This is a genomic window from Paludibacterium sp., from assembly GCF_019232825.1.
In the GTDB taxonomy this organism is placed as follows: domain Bacteria; phylum Pseudomonadota; class Gammaproteobacteria; order Burkholderiales; family Chromobacteriaceae; genus Paludibacterium.
Genome location: NZ_JAFAND010000024.1, coordinates 1 through 16,033, shown reverse-complemented (window position 1 = coordinate 16,033; position 16,033 = coordinate 1). Strand labels below are relative to the sequence as shown.

The 16,033-nt window shown below is 59.6% G+C and carries 16 protein-coding genes; 6 read left to right on the top strand and 10 right to left on the bottom strand.

Annotated features, from left to right (window positions below; genetic code table 11):
- The 7 genes from JOZ06_RS02205 to JOZ06_RS02175 all read right to left on the bottom strand — a co-directional run.
- On the bottom strand, positions 1-1,454 hold a 1,454-nt coding region (locus JOZ06_RS02205), incomplete at its 3' end, for a condensation domain-containing protein (RefSeq protein ID WP_293228213.1).
- Between the two features lie 70 nt (positions 1,455-1,524).
- Entirely contained in the window at positions 1,525-1,728 is a 204-nt protein-coding gene (locus JOZ06_RS02200) for an MbtH family NRPS accessory protein (RefSeq protein WP_293228211.1), read from the bottom strand.
- 75 nt (positions 1,729-1,803) lie between these two features.
- Complete coding sequence (locus JOZ06_RS02195) at positions 1,804-2,061, bottom strand: hypothetical protein (protein WP_293228209.1); 258 nt, start codon at positions 2,059-2,061, stop codon at positions 1,804-1,806.
- A 70-nt stretch (positions 2,062-2,131) separates the two neighbouring features.
- The gene (locus JOZ06_RS02190; RefSeq protein WP_293228208.1) at positions 2,132-3,739 is read right to left on the bottom strand and encodes an AarF/UbiB family protein; all 1,608 of its coding nucleotides are present in this window, start codon (positions 3,737-3,739) and stop codon (positions 2,132-2,134) included.
- Between the two features lie 55 nt (positions 3,740-3,794).
- Positions 3,795-4,085 (bottom strand): hypothetical protein, encoded by a 291-nt coding sequence (locus JOZ06_RS02185; protein ID WP_293228207.1) that lies wholly within the window; start codon positions 4,083-4,085, stop codon positions 3,795-3,797.
- Positions 4,086-4,195: 110 nt separating this feature from the next.
- Positions 4,196-4,954 (bottom strand): 4'-phosphopantetheinyl transferase superfamily protein, encoded by a 759-nt coding sequence (locus JOZ06_RS02180; RefSeq protein WP_293228205.1) that lies wholly within the window; start codon positions 4,952-4,954, stop codon positions 4,196-4,198.
- 73 nt (positions 4,955-5,027) lie between these two features.
- Positions 5,028-6,095, bottom strand: a complete 1,068-nt coding sequence (locus tag JOZ06_RS02175; RefSeq protein WP_293228203.1) for a bifunctional transcriptional activator/DNA repair enzyme AdaA — start codon at positions 6,093-6,095, stop codon at positions 5,028-5,030.
- 171 nt (positions 6,096-6,266) lie between these two features.
- Here JOZ06_RS02175 and JOZ06_RS02170 point away from each other — a divergent pair, with 171 nt between their 5' ends.
- Positions 6,267-7,022: a Fic family protein gene (locus JOZ06_RS02170; protein WP_293228201.1), complete on the top strand. Its 756-nt coding sequence runs from the start codon at positions 6,267-6,269 to the stop codon at positions 7,020-7,022.
- A 56-nt stretch (positions 7,023-7,078) separates the two neighbouring features.
- Positions 7,079-7,825: a transporter substrate-binding domain-containing protein gene (locus tag JOZ06_RS02165; protein WP_293228200.1), complete on the top strand. Its 747-nt coding sequence runs from the start codon at positions 7,079-7,081 to the stop codon at positions 7,823-7,825.
- A 165-nt stretch (positions 7,826-7,990) separates the two neighbouring features.
- On the opposite strand, the gene JOZ06_RS02160 is transcribed toward JOZ06_RS02165, so the two are convergent.
- A complete protein-coding gene (locus JOZ06_RS02160; protein ID WP_293228199.1) occupies positions 7,991-8,215 on the bottom strand; it encodes a hypothetical protein in 225 nt (74 codons plus the stop codon).
- Positions 8,216-8,666: 451 nt separating this feature from the next.
- Between JOZ06_RS02160 and JOZ06_RS02155 the strand changes: the two genes are divergently transcribed.
- Positions 8,667-12,044 (top strand): ATP-binding protein, encoded by a 3,378-nt coding sequence (locus JOZ06_RS02155; RefSeq protein ID WP_293228197.1) that lies wholly within the window; start codon positions 8,667-8,669, stop codon positions 12,042-12,044.
- 333 nt (positions 12,045-12,377) lie between these two features.
- On the opposite strand, the gene JOZ06_RS02150 is transcribed toward JOZ06_RS02155, so the two are convergent.
- Positions 12,378-13,424, bottom strand: coding sequence for a PDDEXK nuclease domain-containing protein (locus JOZ06_RS02150; protein WP_293228195.1), 1,047 nt, complete (start codon positions 13,422-13,424; stop codon positions 12,378-12,380).
- A gap of 192 nt (positions 13,425-13,616) precedes the next feature.
- Here JOZ06_RS02150 and JOZ06_RS02145 point away from each other — a divergent pair, with 192 nt between their 5' ends.
- Both JOZ06_RS02145 and JOZ06_RS02140 read left to right on the top strand, forming a co-directional pair.
- On the top strand, positions 13,617-13,880 hold the full coding sequence (locus tag JOZ06_RS02145) for a DUF6429 family protein (RefSeq protein WP_293228193.1): 264 nt from the start codon (positions 13,617-13,619) through the stop codon (positions 13,878-13,880).
- A gap of 219 nt (positions 13,881-14,099) precedes the next feature.
- A complete protein-coding gene (locus JOZ06_RS02140; protein WP_293228191.1) occupies positions 14,100-14,357 on the top strand; it encodes a hypothetical protein in 258 nt (85 codons plus the stop codon).
- Positions 14,358-14,466: 109 nt separating this feature from the next.
- Here the strand turns inward: JOZ06_RS02140 and JOZ06_RS02135 are convergent, their stop codons facing one another.
- Positions 14,467-14,859, bottom strand: coding sequence for a surface-adhesin E family protein (locus JOZ06_RS02135; protein WP_293228189.1), 393 nt, complete (start codon positions 14,857-14,859; stop codon positions 14,467-14,469).
- Between the two features lie 386 nt (positions 14,860-15,245).
- On the opposite strand from JOZ06_RS02135, the gene JOZ06_RS02130 reads away from it, so the two are divergent.
- A complete protein-coding gene (locus JOZ06_RS02130) occupies positions 15,246-15,641 on the top strand; it encodes a hypothetical protein (protein ID WP_293228187.1) in 396 nt (131 codons plus the stop codon).
- Positions 15,642-16,033: the final 392 nt, after the last annotated feature.

Genomic DNA, 16,033 nt, shown 5'->3' with positions numbered 1-16,033 from the left:
TCGAGGGTGTGGCCGGAGAGGGCCAGGGCCTCGGGCCGGCCTTGGGCGCTGGCCTCGAACAGTGCGTGGAGCGGCTGTGGCGCGATGGCAGCGCGGGTCTGGTTGGGCAGTTCGACGACGGCATGGCGCTCGGCGTCGGACAGCAGGTCCAGTTCCTCCAAGCGGGTGTCCGGCGCCAGCGTGTGCCAGCGCGACAATAGCGCCAAGAACCGCCGCAGATGCGCGTGCACCTCCGCCGTGGTGTAATGCGCCGCCTTGCCGAACAGCTTGATGCGCACATCGGCCTCGTCGAGGTTGTCGAACAGCACCAGCTGCAAGTCGTTGACCGGCCGGCTGCCCAGGTTGTACACGTGGGCGGGGGTGCCGGCAAAGGCCAAGTCGTAGGCGAAGGCGTTGACGTTGACCGTCAGCCCGTACAGTTCCGGCGCTTCCGGGCTTAGGCCGAGATCATGACGCAGGTCCTCGCGCCGGTAGCTTTGGTGGCGCAGCAATTCGCGCATGCGCCGGGTGGTTTGCTGCGCCAGTGCCGCCAAGCTGTCGCCCGGCGCAATGCTGAGCCGCAACGGCAATATGTTGGCCACCATGCCGACGATGTGCCGCATCTTGGCGCCGGTGCGCGCGGTGACCGGCACGCCAAGCAAAATGTCGCGCTGGCCGGTCAAAGCCGCCAGATAGTAGCCCGCCGCCGCCGTCACGATCTGCGCCAGGCTCGTGCCGTGCGCCTGTCCCCACTGCAGCAGCGCCGTGGCCTCGGCGCGTGGCAATGCGGCGGCGGCCTCGACCACCGGCCCCGGGCGGCCCGGCGGTTTGCCGGATAGCGTCGCCGCGGTGTCCAGCCCTTGCAATTGTTCCAGCCAGTAGGCACGGTCCTTCGGGAATCGCGCCGATTCGCGATAGGCGTTTTCGCTCGCTATCAGATCCCGCCAGCATCCCGCCGGGGCGAAGTCCTGCGCGTCGCCGGTGGCCAGCAGGCCGTACACCTCGGCAATTTGCCGGAAGAACAGCGCGCCGCCGAAACCGTCGTTGACGATATGGTGCGCGCGCGCATACAGCAGGTGATGGGCATCGCCCAGCCGCAGCAGCGTCAGCGCGAACAGCGGGCCGTGCGCCAAATCGGCCACGTGTTCGACGTCGCGTTGCATCCACTGCCGCGCGGCGGCGATCGGGTCGGATTCATGGCTGAGATCGAGGCAGGGCAGTCGATAGTCGTCGATGGCTTCGATACGGCCTCGTGGGCCCTCGGCGCCCGGCGAGAAACGCTGATGCAGCGCGTCGCTGGCCAAGACCACCGCGCGTACGGCGCGCGCGAGCCGGTCCGGGTCGAGCGGGCCGGGGATGTCGAGATATTCGGCGATGTTGAAGATCGGGCTTTGCGGGTCGAGTTGTTGTGCCACCCAGATGCCCAATTGGGCAACGGAAAGCGGCACGGCTTCCAGGGAGTCGTGTGGATTCATGGCGAACCTTGCTGCGGTTGGGACGGCGTCGGGCGCCGGAGAGGAGGCGGCGCCGTCGGGGTGGCGGTGGTTAATCGTGAGCGGCGGTGCCGCGGATCAGGGTGATGTCGGTCCAGACGGACTCGATGTAATCGAGGCATTCGTCACGCGAGGCGCACAGCCCGGCATGGCGCCAACCGGCGGGCAGCGGCTGGCGCGCGCCCAGAATCGAATATTGGGCGTGCTCGTTGACGACGACATGGAAAAGTTCGGTTTCATCGGTGCTGGCGGTCATGGCTGTCTCCTTGGGATTGTTGTTGTGGCGGCGCCGACGGGTCTCCCGCCGCCAAGCGGGAGACCCCGTCTGTCATCACCAGGGGCCGTTGAACATCAACTTGCCGCCGCGACGCTTTTTTTGCTTGACCACGACGAATACCGGGCCATCGGCCGCGCCTTCGGTGCGCAAGTGCGCGTGGGTCTCCACCACCTTGGCGAACAGGCGTCCTTTGCCCTTGCTCAGCTTGCGGATGTCCTTGCGTTTTTTCTTGCCGAGTTTGATCACAACCGGATTGGGACCGCAGCCGTCGCCGGTGCTGGCGTGGGTGGTCGCCTGAGTTTCTGTTGCCATTGCATTTCTCCTTGAGACTGCTGTGGTGCGAGACGGCCCCCATGGCCGCCTCGGCGAAAGCGTGGGCCGGCTAACCGCCCAGGTAGTAGTGGCCGGCCCAGAGGAGCCCGCCGATGCCCGCTGCGGCCGTGGATAGCCACAACAGCGCGCGGCGGCCGAGCGTCTTCATTTCGTCCAGGCCCATGCCCCAGATCTTTCCGGCCAGCGCGCGCACGTCGGCCAATTCGCGCATGACGGCGGAGGCGTCGGTGACCAGTGCCTCGACGTGATTGAACAACTGCTCGTGCCGGCCGCCGGCCTGGCGTTCGGCGCGTTCGCGCCGCCGTTGGAAATAAGCGCGCGACAGTTTCATCGGCTCCATCGACGGATCGAGCTGGCGCATCGACATTTCCAACACGGTGAAGGTGCGCTGCGCGCGCAGGAAATCCCAACTGACCGGGATGCGCGCCTGACCCAGCAGCTTGAGTTGCCGGCTGGTGGCATCGGAGTAAATGCGCTCTTCGTACGGCACGTGCTTCACCGTCATGAAGCGCAACGACGCCTGGGTGACGCGCGTGAGCCGGCGCAACAGGCTCGCCAGATTGCCTTGCGGCACGGGGGACGACATATGGGTCAGCACCATCATGGCCTTGGACAGATCGCCCTCGGCCACCAGCCGGTGGTAGAGCATCACCTGCTTGCGTGTTTGCAGGTCGAGCGTGCCGACCGCGCCGAAATCCAAGAGCGCGAAGCGGCTATGACGCAGCAACATGATATTGCCGGGGTGGAGATCACCATGAAACATATTGTCTTCGAATATTTGCCGCTGGCAGCTTAAATAAATCTTGCGCGCCACTTTTTTGGAGTTGATATGGTTTTCTTCCAGCCAATGTTTTGCTATGAGCGGATCGGTGGCCAATAAGCGCAGATAATCCGCCATTAATACACCGTCAATAAACGACATGACGATCACTTCTTTATTGCAATAGCGGCGGTAAACGCGGGGAATTTCCACGCCGCGCGGTTTGAGATTACGGCGCATGTCGCGTATTAGCGTGGCCTCGATGCGGAAATCCAATTCCTCCAGCAACATGGCTTCCAATTCGCCATGCATGTCGAGCAGATTCAAATGACGTAAGCCGGGCCATAAATTGAATAACCAAGCGACGGCGCGCACCAACTTCAAATCGCGGCGGAAAATCTCGTCGATATACGGCCTGCGGACCTTGACCGCTACCTCGGCCCCGTTCCAGTTGAGCCGCGCCCGATAGGTTTGCGCGATCGAGGCGGCGGCCAGCGGCTGGGTGTCGAAACGATCGAACAGCACGTCGAGCGGCTGTCCCAGGCTGCTTTCCAGTGCTTGCCGCGCTTGCTCCCAGGGGTAGGCGGTGGCGCGGTCGAACAGCTTGCCGAGCTCTTCGCAATACACGGCGGGCAAGACGTCATGGCGGCTGGCCAACGTTTGCGCGATCTTGATCCATAAGCCGCCGCGCTGTTCAAGAAAGGCGCGAACCCGCTCGGCCTTCTGGAGGGTGGGGAGCGCGCGAAAGCGCAGCGCGAACAGAAAACCGGCGAACCGCAGCAATTGCCACAGCGAGCGCGCCGCGCCGCCTCGTCGCGGCGGAATGGCGGTCCGCGCCGTTGCCGTCGCGCGCGCCGGCATCGTGGGCAGGGGCGTTGGTACCCAAGCCTGCTTCACCCCCGCACCTCATGCGCCACCGATGCGGGTCCTGTGTTATGTGTATCGCCGGGCATCAGAGCTTTTTGAATCCTTTGCGTTGCGCCTTGAAGAAGTTTTTGCCCATATCGCGCAACCAGCCGTTTTTGCGTTTTCGGCTCGACTTTCGATGGCCGGCGGAAAGGCTTTTGGCGGAGGCGAGATTGGCGTCGTTGAAATGCCGTATGGCGCGCTCCAGGGGGCGCAGTTCTTTATTGGTCTTTTTCTTTTTTGATTTCTTTCCCTTGTATAAAGTCAGCGTGCCACCGCCGTCGGCTTTAATGATCGATATTTTCTTGATGGCTCTGCCAAGACGTATCGTTGCCATGAGTTTTCCTTTATGGGCTGAAGCCGGTTTTATTGCGACCGGAAGGGGAAATCTAGGAAATAAAATATTGGTTCATGTTATCCGACCGGCTCGTAATGAAAACCCGCCTTTTAGGCAGGGATTAAATAAGCGGTTTCAACGCCGGCGGCATCGTAAAAAAGCAGCGAAACCCGATGCACGGCGCTATCCAGTGCCAACGCGCCGCGCAAATCGGGCGCGGGCAGATCGAGATCGTAAAGGCGCGCGCCATGCTCGCCCTGGACCAGCGGACAGGGGGACGTCAGCCGCACGTCGATGGCGGGGAGTGTTTCCGTGAGCCCCAAACCCTGCTGTTTGAGCAGCGCTTCCTTGCGCGTCCAGCACTGCTGAAACAGCCGCGCGCGCCGCGGCCCGGTCAGGGCGTCGATCTGACGCCGTTCGTTCGGGTGGGCGATCAACGCGACGAGCGCCGGATCGGGCGCGGCGCGGTCGAACAGCTCGATGTCGATGCCGATCGGATGGGTGGCGCACACCGCGCAGGCGACGTAGTGGCCGGAATGGGCGAGATTGAATGGATGGGCGCCGGCGATATAGGGCTTGCCCTGGGCGCCGGTCAAGAGCGGCGCGGGCACGGGAATGCCGGCCGGCACCGCCAATTGCTGGATCATGGTACGGCCAAGCGCCAGATTGTCGCGGTCGGCCTGACGTCGCAGGCACGCCATGCGGCGGTATTCCGCCGCGCTCAGCAAGTCCGGGTCGGCCAAGTGGCCGCTATGACCCAGGATCAGGACGAAGGCGTGGCCGCGCGCGAGCGCATCGTCACAGCCATGGCGCAGGCGGCGCCAAAAGGCGTGCCGGACTTCGGGGGGGGAACAGTTGGAACGAAGCACGATGGAACACTACAACTAAATATTCTGTATATTCCATTGTGTTTATTGTTTGCATCTGGCAATTATAATGGCATTAAATGGCGGGGCCGGCAGCCATGCGCGCTTCGTGCGCCAACAGCCAAGCTTTGCGCGGCAGGCCGCCGCCATAGCCGGTCAGGTCGCCGTCGCTGCCGATGACGCGGTGGCACGGCACCAGAATCGATACGCGGTTGGCGCCATTGGCCGCGGCAACGGCCCGCACCGCCTGCGGCCGGCCGATGCGCTCCGCCTGCTGCTTGTAGCTGGCGGTCTGGCCGCAAGGAATGCGTTGCAGCGCTTGCCATACCGTGCGTTGAAAATCGCTGCCGGGCGTGTCGAGCGGCACGTCGAAGGTCTGCCGTTGCCCGGCGAAGTATTCGGCCAGCTCCTGCCGCGTCTGGCGCATGATGGCGTTGTCGCCGGCTAGGATGCGCGCGCGCAAACGACGCTGCAGGTCGTGGAACTCGGTTTCCAGCATGCGCCGGTCGACGAACTCCAACAGGCAGACGCCTTGCTCGGTGGCGCAAAGGAACATCGGCCCGATCGGCGTGTTCAGCCGGTCGATCAAGATCACCGCGTCATGCGCGGCGCGGCGCGGCGCGCCGCCGGTGAGCTTGCGAAAGGAGTAGCCGAAGCCGCTGGTCGATTGGTAGCCGGCGTCGAGCGCAGCGTCCGTGCTGCTTTTGCCCGCTTTGAGCTCCTCCATCGCCTGGTTGATGCGCGTCATACGCTGGTAGGCTTGAAAGGTGATGCCATAGTGCTGGAGAAACCAGCGTCGCACCGCCTCGGGACCGACACCGGCTGCGCGTAGTTGGGCATCGCCGACCTTCTGCTGCGGGTGCGCGCGCAACAGCGCCATGGCCGCCGCCACCGCCGGCGGCAACGCGTGGCTGTGCTCGACCGGGCGGCAGATCTTGCATGGCCGGTAGCCGGCGTCGAGCGCGTCTTTGACCTCGGTGAAGAACTCGACGTTTTCGCGCTTGGGCTTCCTCGCACGGCAGGTGGCGATGCAGAACACCGAGGTGGTGCGTACCGCGGCGTAGAAGCTGCCGACGTGCTCGGACGAACGGTCAAGCAGCGCCTGGTAATAATGGTCGATCTGGCCGGGGTCGGTGATGCGCATGCGGTATTCTCCTGTGCTTGGCAATACCTTAGAGCCAGCAAGCCACAGGGTGCAACCGAAAAACGGACGACTATTTTTTGCAGGGGTCGCCGCTTCGAGCGCAAGGCGCTTTGAACCACGGCCGTCTTGCGTTAGCCTATCGCCTGATTCCGATGGCGGCGGGTAAATAGGATGAATAGGGCATTGTTGACCATTCTACAGTTGGTGGATGCGGAAAAGGCCAAGTTGGACGCTGTACGGCCTTTGCCGCCGCATACCCTGGCCTCGCTGCGGGAGAAGTTGGCGTTGGAGTGGACCTACCATTCCAACGCCATCGAGGGAAATACCCTTACCCTGCGTGAGACCAAGGTGGTGCTGGAAGGCATTACCGTCGGTGGTAAATCGTTGCGCGAGCACTTCGAGGCGACTAACCACCGTGACGCGATCCTGTATGTTGAGGAGATCGTCAGCAGGCAAGAACCGTTGAGCGAATGGCAAATCAAGAATATTCATGCGCTGGTGCTGAAAGGCATCGACGACCTGCAGGCAGGGAAGTATCGCCAGGAAAACGTGGCGATTGCCGGTGCAAGCACCACCCCTCCGGATTTTCTGCACTTGAATGATGCCATGCGTGCTCTGATCGATTGGTATCAAGTCAGCGGCGATCTGCACCCGGTGGCTCGCGCCGCGGCGCTGCACACGCGGTTTGTCAAAATTCACCCGTTCATTGATGGCAATGGCCGCACAGGGCGCTTGCTGCTGAACTTCGATTTGATGAAAGCCGGTTATCCGCCGGCCGTCATCCGTAAAGAGGATCGCCTGGCGTACTACGACGCCTTGGACGAGGCCTGTGTCAGCGGGGTTTACGACCGTATCGCGCATTTGGTCGGCGAGGCGGTGAAGCGCTCGCTCGATGCGTACTTGGCCTTGATCTCGCCATCCCCATAGCACTCAAATTTGATTTTTCTTGATTTGCACATTGGCCTCCCTGAGGGTGCAGATAAATGAAAAAACCCCTTGCCTTGCTGCTAAGCCTATTGGCGTTGCCGCCGGCGCATGCGGCGGATTGGCAAATCTATACCCATAGCTTGGGCGATGAGGCGCGTGTTGACGGGACGTCCCTCCATGGCCGCGCGCATGGGGGCAAGCGGGCGTTTTACCTCGAATTGATGCGCGCGTTGCTCGCCGAGCTTCAGCTTCCCGACCGCATCGTGGAAGTGCCGCTGGACCGCGGGCTGTGGCTGGTGCAACACAAAGATCACGTCGCGCTGTTCAATCTGACGCGCACGCCCGAGCGCGAGCACGCCGTGCAATGGGTGGGTCCCATTTCCTACGAGGTGGACCGGCTGTACGAAAGCGCCCGGAGACCAACGCACATTCGCACGCTGGCCGCCGCCAAATCGCTACCTGTTTGTGTCCTGCGCGACAATGTGCACGACGCTATTTTGTCGCGACAAGGTTTCGTCATGCTGTATCGCAGCGATTCCTACATCGACTGCTTCAAAATGCTGGATGCCGGCCGTGTTCGTCTCGTGGCCTCCGCCGATCTGGACCTGCGGGCCAAGTTGGCGGCGGCGGACGTGGCGCCGTCGCATATCCGCGCCACGCCGGCGATCATCGACAAGCGAAGCGGCTTTATCGTCTTGTCTAAACAGACGCCGGCTGCCGAGGTGGTCCGTTGGCGCAAAGCCTTGGACCGCCTTAAGCAAGACGGCCGCTATCAAGCGCTTTATCAGCGGTACATGGACTAAGAATTTCTAACAAAAGCACCAGCCAGGCATCCGCTCAGGTTTTGTGGCGTGCATTCGCCGCAGGCAATGCACGTCTAGAGCGAGTCCTAAGACCGTGCGTTGCTTCGCGAACGCACGCTACCCGACCGCGAAATGCGTTCAGTTAGAGGTTCTAAAGCGACTACGCTACGAACCTGGCGAACCGCCGCCCTCGACGATATGTAGATGTACGTTGGGGTAGCGCGACATGAATTCGGCCACCGCCGTTTGGCAGCCCTCGCATAGAGGCCGCTCCGACAGGATGCGCAGCATGCCGCCGCGTTCGAGCAGCGGGCGGATGCCGTCGTGGCTCAGCATGTATTCGAAGGCGGCGCGCTCGGAGGCGGAGACACCATTTTCCGCTATAGCCATCGATATTATATTGCGGCACTTTCCAATTAAGTGCGGGTGGGCGGAAAGACTCGGCGGAAGTGGGCTGATTCGCGAGAGATAAAATCGCTGCGGTTAATACTAATACATTGCGTTTATTTTTATTCATCCTATTCCTAATCTGTTTTTGATGAAAAAGATGAGGGGGGTATAAGAATAGGAAAAATCGTACGCGTTAATATCTGGCCATAGGGGAAGGCGCTATATTCATTAACATGGCCATATCGTGCCAATCACGCGCTCAACCCACTGTCGGCGTTCTACTGCATGTATGCGTTTGGCATGGATTGTTGTATTGTGTTGAGGTATTGGGTGGATAAGTAATATTCTAAGTAAGTAGCCGGGGGAGCGGCGGTGGTCTGCGCTGGCGCACGCAACGGCGCGAGCCGGTCACCGCTCATCAAGACCTTCACCGCTTTCAGAGACGACCACTGTGAGCCCTGTCGACGTCAAGCTGGATTTTCGCGCGCTGTTCGAGAGCGCGCCGGATTTGTATCTGATTTTGGATCCGCAATTAGTCATCGTCGGCGTCAACGATGCCTATGCCCGCAGTACCAAGACACGGCGAGAGGACATTGTGGGCAAGGGGCTGTTCGAGGTGTTTCCCGACAACCCGGACGACCCTGCGGCGGAGGGCGTGCGTAATCTGCATGCGTCGCTGTTGCGGGTTCTGCAGACCCGCGCGCCGGATGCGATGCCGGTGCAAAAATACGATATCCGGTTGCCCGAGAGCGAAGGCGGCGGGTTCGAAGCCCGTTACTGGAGTCCTCTGAATACGCCGGTGCTCAATGCCGATGGCGGCGTCATCTACATCATTCACAAGGTCGAGGACGTGACCGAGTTCGTCCGGCTCAAGCAGCAGGGGGTCGAGCAGAGCCTGCTCAACGACACGCTACGCGCGCAGGCGGTGAAGATGGAGGCGGAGGTGTTCGCCCGCGCCAACGAGGTGGCGGCGGCCAGCGCGCAACTCAAGGCGGCCAATGAGGAGCTGGAACGGCTTTATGCCAAGACGTTGGAGCTGGATAAGCTCAAGAGCGAGTTCTTCGCCAATGTCAGCCATGAGCTGCGCACGCCGCTCACGCTGATTTTGGCGCCGCTGCAAAGCCGGGCGCATCGCCCGGATCTGTCCGACGCCGACCGCCGCGAAACGGACATGATGTTGCGCAATGCGCGCCTGCTGTACCGCCACGTATCCGATCTCCTTGACGCGGCCAAGCTGGAAGCGGGGCGGATGGCCATTCATTACTCCCGGCTCGATCTGGCCAGCCTGTCCCGCGACGTCGCCTGTCACTTCGAAGCCTTGGCTGCCGACCGCCTCATCGATTTCAAGGTGATCGCGCCGGAGATATTGTGGGCGGAGGTGGATAGCGAAAAGATCCAGCGCACGCTGATCAACCTGCTGGGCAACGCGTTTAAATTCACGCCGGATGGCGGCACTATCTCCATGACCCTGTCGTGCCTTGACGATGACGTGCAGATCGCGGTGCGGGATAACGGACCGGGTGTGCCCGAGGAGCTGCGCGCGGCCGTGTTCGACCGTTTTCGCCAAGCCGAAGGCGGCACCCAGCGGCGCTTTGGCGGTACGGGACTTGGCCTGGCCATCGTCAAGGATTTCGTCCTGCTTCACCATGGCGAGGTCAGCGTCGCCGACGCGCCTAGCGGCGGCGCCCTGTTCCTTGTCCGCCTGCCGCGACTGGCGCCGGCCGGGACGATGCTTGACGACACGGAAAGCCAGCTCGATCCCGTCATGATGGCGCTGCCGGCCGATGCGCCTCAACCGCCCCCCGTCAACGAGATGCCGCGGGAAGAGGCCGACGACTTGGCGCCGGTGGTGTTGGTGGTTGAGGACAATGCCGACATGAACGCGTTCATCTGCGAGACGCTGCGTGCGCAATATCGCGTGATCAGCGCCTTCAATGGCCGCGAGGGGCTGGAAAAGGCCCTGACGGTAATACCCGACCTGATCGTCAGCGACGTGATGATGCCGGTGATGAGCGGCGACCTCATGGTCGTTGCGTTGGGCCAACATGACAGCCTGAACAGCGTTCCCATTCTCATGCTGACGGCCAAGACCGACGAAGCGATGCGTATCGGCCTGTATGAGCGCGGTATCCAGGGTTTTCTCAACAAACCGTTCTCGCCGGAGGAGCTGCTCGCCCGTGTGGGCGCGTTGGTGGCTGCCCGCTTGCGGATGCGGGAAGAGCTGGCGCGACGGGAGGCGGAGAGCAACAAACGCTTCGCGGCGGTGTTTCAGACGAGCCCCGTGGGCATTGCCATTGCCATGATGAGCGACGGCACCATCGTGGACATGAATCAATCGATGGAAACCCTGCTCGGCTATAGCCGAGAAGAGGTGCTGGGCAAAACCGGGGCCGACATTCATCTGTGGGTCGACGCCGATGCCCGCGCCTCAGTGTTGGACGCCATGCGCGCCGGGGACGTGATACACAATTACGAAGCCCAATTCCGCCGGAAATCAGGGGAGGTGATCGACATTTCGTACTCGGGATGCCAGGTCGATATTGCCGGGGTGCCGCATTTTCTGGGGGTGGCCGCCGATATCACGCCGCAAAAGGATATCCGCCGCGCCATCGAACATCACCGGGATCATTTGGAAGCCTTGGTGTCGACGCGCACGGCAGAACTGGCCGCCGCGCGCGATGCGGCCGAGGCCGCGAGCCGGTCGAAAAGCGTCTTTTTGGCCAACATGAGCCACGAGATCAGAACGCCGATCAACGGCATTCTCGGCATGGCCAATATTCTCCAGCGCGGCGACGTCTCGCCCGATCAGGCGGGGCAGCTGGATTCCATCGTCACTTCCGGCAAGCATCTGTTAAGCGTCATCAACGATATTCTCGATCTCTCCAAAATCGAAGCCAGCAAGCTGGTGTTGGAGCAGAAAGAATTCAACCTGGGCGATTTGCTGCGCTCGGTGTTCGCCGTGATCGGCGAGTCGGCGCGCGCCAAGGGGCTGCAATTCGTCGTCAGTGTTTCGGACGTGCCGCACGCCTTGCGCGGCGATCCCACACGGCTGTCGCAGGCGCTGGTCAATTATCTGGGCAATGCGGTCAAGTTCACCGACCATGGCCGCATCACGCTGGCGGGGAAGGTGCTGGAGGAAACCGCCGCCGATTATCTGCTGCGATTCGATGTGATCGACACCGGGATCGGCATTGCGCATGAGCAGCAAGCCAACCTGTTTACCGCCTTCGAGCAAGCGGACAATACCACCAACCGCAAATACGGCGGCACGGGGCTCGGCCTAGCCATCAACCAGCACATCGCCCAATTGATGGGCGGCCAGGTGGGGGTGGAAAGCACGCTGGACCAGGGCAGCGATTTTTGGCTGACGGTGCGGCTAGGCAAGGGCCAACCCAGCGCCGCCGACTTGGCGCCTCCGACCGAGCGGGCGGAGGAGGTGCTGCGGCGCGCCTATGGCGGCAAGCTCATCTTGGTGGCGGAGGATGAGCCGATCAACCAAGAGGTGGCTCGGCTGTTGTTGGAAGACGTCGGCCTGAGCGTCGACTTGGCCGGCGACGGCGCCGAGGCGGTGCGTCTGGCCAGCCTGCACGACTACGATGCCATCCTGATGGACATGCAGATGCCCGGGGTCGACGGTATCGAGGCGACGCAAACGATCCGGCGGCTGCCGCACCGCGGCGCGGTTCCGATCGTGGCCATGACGGCCAACGCATTCGAGGAAGACCGCAACAAATGCCTGGCGGCGGGGATGAACGATTTCATCAGCAAACCGTTCGACCCCGATGTGCTGTTCGCCATGTTGCTGCGGTGGTTGAAGGGCGGTGAATAGCCTATGTTAGTTCGTGCGCCAGTCGGGTAGGGTGCAGTCGCGTAGCACTGCGCCATAGATCGATGATTTTGGTTTATTGCGGATTGATATTCGTTTCCCCCGACTCTGCAGTGGTTATTTGTGGGGTTTGCGCGGGTGGTCTTTCTCTCGATGCCTCCCTGCGTAAAGCGCAAAAGCCGCCATGCCTGCGACAAATATTCCCAAACCGATAAGCGATTCAATGGCCATTTTCTCAGTCCTCCGTGGGGCTGGTTGTTGTAGATGCTATTGCCGTCGATTTATGGTTGCCAATTTGCGGCTTAAAAGATCCAGAACATTGAACGAGACCCAGATTTATGCTTCGCTTGCCAATCGCAGCCGGGCTGCCTTGATGGACTGCTGCAACTTCGTTTGTAACGTCTCGCGGGGCGGCAATACGGTCAGGTATTCGGCAACGTGGATGCCGCTTTGATCCAACTCCAATAACTCTATCTGCTCTTGTTTCTTGCCGGTACACAGGATGATGCCCAACGGTGGATTTTCGTCGGCTTCTTGTTCATGGCGGGCTAACCAGCGCAGATAGAGTTCCATCTGGCCTTTGTATTCGGCGCGGAAATCGCCAACTTTCAGTTCGATCGCGACTAACCGTTTGAGCTTGCGGTTGTAGCATAAAAGATCAATGTAGAAATCGTCGTCATCGATCTGGATGCGCTTCTGCCGAGCCACAAAGGTAAAGCCGGCACCCAGCTCCAGCAAAAATTGCTCGATTTCGCGCAAGATCGCGTCTTCAAGATCTTTTTCTAAGTAGCGGTCATTGAGCCCGAGGAAATCAAGCAAATAGGGGTCCTTCAATAGCAATGCGGGGCAGGGCTGCGAGTCATGACGTAGCGCCTGCAGCGCGTGGCGGATGGTTTCCTCAGGCTGGTTTGAGATGGCGCTACGCTCGAAAAGCATCGACTGCATGCGGTCCTGCAATTGGCGTACGCTCCATTGTTCCGTCTGGCAGAGTTCGGTGTAGAAGTCACGTTTTAGCGGGTCGTTCACTGCTGCGATTAGGCGCAGATGCGACCAGCTCAATTTGGCACACAGTGTGTGCACAATTTCCTTATTCGGATAGACCTGAGCAAAGCGAATGCATAGCCGTAAGTTTCGGACGCTCCAGCCACGTCCGTACTCAGCGCTGAGTTGCCGTCCGAGAGCGTTGATGATCTCCTCGCCATAATCGGCACGCTGGCTGCCGAGAATTTCGCGGTGGATGCGGTTGCCAACCTGCCAATAGAGCTGGGTCAGCGTGGCATTGACCGCCATAGCAGCGCGATGGCGGGCATCGTCGATCAGTTGTTTTAGTTCGGTGATTAGCGTGGTTTGGCTTGAATCGGCGTGTGCTGGAGTTTGGGGCATATGCAAGCGCTCGGTAGTCGAAAGCCCGCATTGTCGGCATCGGCCGTCAGTCCGTCCAGGCAGCGTGGCATCACCGTAGCGTGCGCTCGCGCAGCAGCGCACGGCTCTCCGGACCGTCTGACTTGTTCATTTGCTCCCTGTGCTAGCATCGGCGTATGTTGGTCGGTACCGACGCGCGAACTGGAGTGGGATATGAAGAATATCAATACGGATGCCATTGACGAAGCGGTGCTGGCGCTGCTTTTTTTGACTTTGGACAACAATCAACGCGCTTGGAAGGGCTTCGATTGGGCGGTGCTGAACCGTCTGCATGAGCGCGGCCTGATCGCCGATCCTGTCAACAAGACAAAATCGGTGTGGCTCACCGATGAAGGCGTGGACGAGTCGAAACGGTTGTTCGCGAAGCTATTTTGTCATCCCGATGACGATGCCCCGGATCACCCCCAGAAGCCATAACCTCGGCGCACCGTAGCGTGCGCTCGCGCAGCAGCGCACGCCATCGTGCGCATGACAGGGGTTTTGCAGTTTCAGATTTTCCTGACAGCACCGCTATCTTGTCGAATCTGCCCCGGCTGGATAAGGTAGTTGGCGCGGCATTCGCCGCAAGCGGCGCGGGACCGAGGTCTGATCCACCCCGGCCCCGCTAACCAAAACTAACTCACGGAGCGAGTCAGCATGGCTGCGTACCATAGTAAAGCAGTGCCCATCATTTCTTCAAACCCCCGCTTCCGCCAAGAGCAGTTACTTTCCCTGATCTCGGTGTTGTGCCCGTCGCGCGAGCAGCGTCCCAACGCGGAGGTGTGCCGTCTGATCGTGGATAGCCGCCTGGCTTGGCGTGCCGCGCCGATCGACGCCAACACGTCGTGGCTATATCTGCCGGTGGCGGCGCGGGCGAGAGAGGTGGCCGATTGCTTAGTGCTCACCGCCGATTAAGGCGTTAACCAGGAGGCCGGGGGCAGGGCCCCCGGGGCTGGATGTCGCTTAGAAGCATTGACTGTTCAACGGATCTTCGATTAATCCCGCAAACTGACAGCACCAAAACTCATGGACCAGGATGCGGACACACCCTATTTAGGATGCGCTCATTGATAGAATCGCCGCCGACTTCAGTAAAAGGTAAGTTATCAGATGCTCCCGTCGAAACAACCGTACCATCACCGTCTTTTTGGGAGTAGCTGACGAAAGCCAACATCCTAGACAATCGCTCAGTGCAATTGTATTGCTGCAAAACCCTAATTGACGCATATGCATCTTGGTCTTTTGATTCTGGTGTGATTACATTTGCTATTGACCAGGTCGTGACAATACCGTCTTTGATTTCTGGTTTATTGTTGTCAACATATAAAAAAACCTCCCGATTGTCTTTCTCCCCCACTTTTATTCTGTTCAAGTCAGCCGCCAAGGTGGATGTGACGAAAAAAATCAGCCATGGCATAAAATAACAACTCATATTTCTCATGTTGAGGTGGCCTTATCGCCTCAATGGCGTCTGGTCTTTTTTGTAGTTGCTATAAAACTGGGCCCATAGATCTGTCCCCATTGCCGTTCCAGTCAGCGGAGAGCCGGCGGATATCATCGCATCAGGATGCTTGAGGTTCTTGGACGAGCTTCTCATAGCAAGGCGCTTGAGAAATATGGCATCAGGGTGCGAGAATGTCTACCATTCTTGGCCAAATTGATGTGAAAAGTTGCAGAGCCACTTGGCGTTTCATCATGGGTTTAACGCCATGAGAGTATGGATTAGTGAGTACATTAGGCCGCTTATTTAACACTTGAGTCTCTGTGTGCATTGCAATCAGGGGTGGATTTTATGGAGAAATTATGAAAATGTTGCTTGCCGCAACCACGCTGTTCGCTATTTCTGCGCCGTGCTTTTCAGCCAGCTGTTTCGACTCTCCTGAATACAAAAACAGTGTCGCGACTGCCCAGGCCTCAAATGCCGAGATGTCTGCTCAAATTGGGAAAGCAGTAGACTTTCTGACGACGAATAAAGGGCTGGATTTTGACCACGCTCTTGCAGAGGTTGTGCATTTTTCAACACCGGAAACTGTTGAATATGATAGAAGGTTAAATGAGGTTGGTGCAAAGATTAAACAAATGAATCCACAATCACCTGAAGAATGCTCCGAGCTCATCAAGTTGCAAAGGCAATACGAGGCTATTGGCAGAGAAAAAACTCAATTGATCGTGAGCAAAATCGTTGGGCAAGGCAATTAGGCTCAGTTATCTCATGGTCGCGCTGAGATGAAATTAAAAGTGGGCAGTTGAAACAATGTATCAAAGAAAGACCTCCCCCATTTTCTCCCGGTAGCGCGCCGCTTGCTTCAACCTACGATGAGAGGGACTTGCTGCACAAGCTGTCGGTAGAGAGAATGGATGCCTCGAGCGCACGCGACAAAGGACATCCATGTTTTCAGCCAATGTTTGGACGATCAGGACGCCGTCTATCTCGACGTTATCAGCGGCCGGCATGGCTTGTTGTCTTGTTTTGTCGAGTGTCGGGGCCCGGGCTGACGACCAAATCATTCACTGGCAGATGCCAGACTACCCGCCTGTGCTCATTGCTAGCGGTCCGCATAAAGGAACAGGGTACGCGGATGTGTTTCTGC

What these genes read in the sequence shown, in the direction of transcription:
- JOZ06_RS02185 (WP_293228207.1), bottom strand. Translation starts at nt 4,085, where the DNA reads ATGGCAACGATACGTCTTGGCAGAGCCATCAAGAAAATATCGATCATT.
- JOZ06_RS02165 (WP_293228200.1), top strand. Translation starts at nt 7,079, where the DNA reads ATGAAAAAACCCCTTGCCTTGCTGCTAAGCCTATTGGCGTTGCCGCCG.
- JOZ06_RS02135 (WP_293228189.1), bottom strand. Translation starts at nt 14,859, where the DNA reads ATGCCATGGCTGATTTTTTTCGTCACATCCACCTTGGCGGCTGACTTG.
- JOZ06_RS02145 (WP_293228193.1), top strand. Translation starts at nt 13,617, where the DNA reads ATGAAGAATATCAATACGGATGCCATTGACGAAGCGGTGCTGGCGCTG.
- JOZ06_RS02160 (WP_293228199.1), bottom strand. Translation starts at nt 8,215, where the DNA reads ATGGCTATAGCGGAAAATGGTGTCTCCGCCTCCGAGCGCGCCGCCTTC.
- JOZ06_RS02150 (WP_293228195.1), bottom strand. Translation starts at nt 13,424, where the DNA reads ATGCCCCAAACTCCAGCACACGCCGATTCAAGCCAAACCACGCTAATC.
- JOZ06_RS02175 (WP_293228203.1), bottom strand. Translation starts at nt 6,095, where the DNA reads ATGCGCATCACCGACCCCGGCCAGATCGACCATTATTACCAGGCGCTG.
- JOZ06_RS02195 (WP_293228209.1), bottom strand. Translation starts at nt 2,061, where the DNA reads ATGGCAACAGAAACTCAGGCGACCACCCACGCCAGCACCGGCGACGGC.
- JOZ06_RS02170 (WP_293228201.1), top strand. Translation starts at nt 6,267, where the DNA reads ATGAATAGGGCATTGTTGACCATTCTACAGTTGGTGGATGCGGAAAAG.
- JOZ06_RS02200 (WP_293228211.1), bottom strand. Translation starts at nt 1,728, where the DNA reads ATGACCGCCAGCACCGATGAAACCGAACTTTTCCATGTCGTCGTCAAC.
- JOZ06_RS02130 (WP_293228187.1), top strand. Translation starts at nt 15,246, where the DNA reads ATGAAAATGTTGCTTGCCGCAACCACGCTGTTCGCTATTTCTGCGCCG.
- JOZ06_RS02140 (WP_293228191.1), top strand. Translation starts at nt 14,100, where the DNA reads ATGGCTGCGTACCATAGTAAAGCAGTGCCCATCATTTCTTCAAACCCC.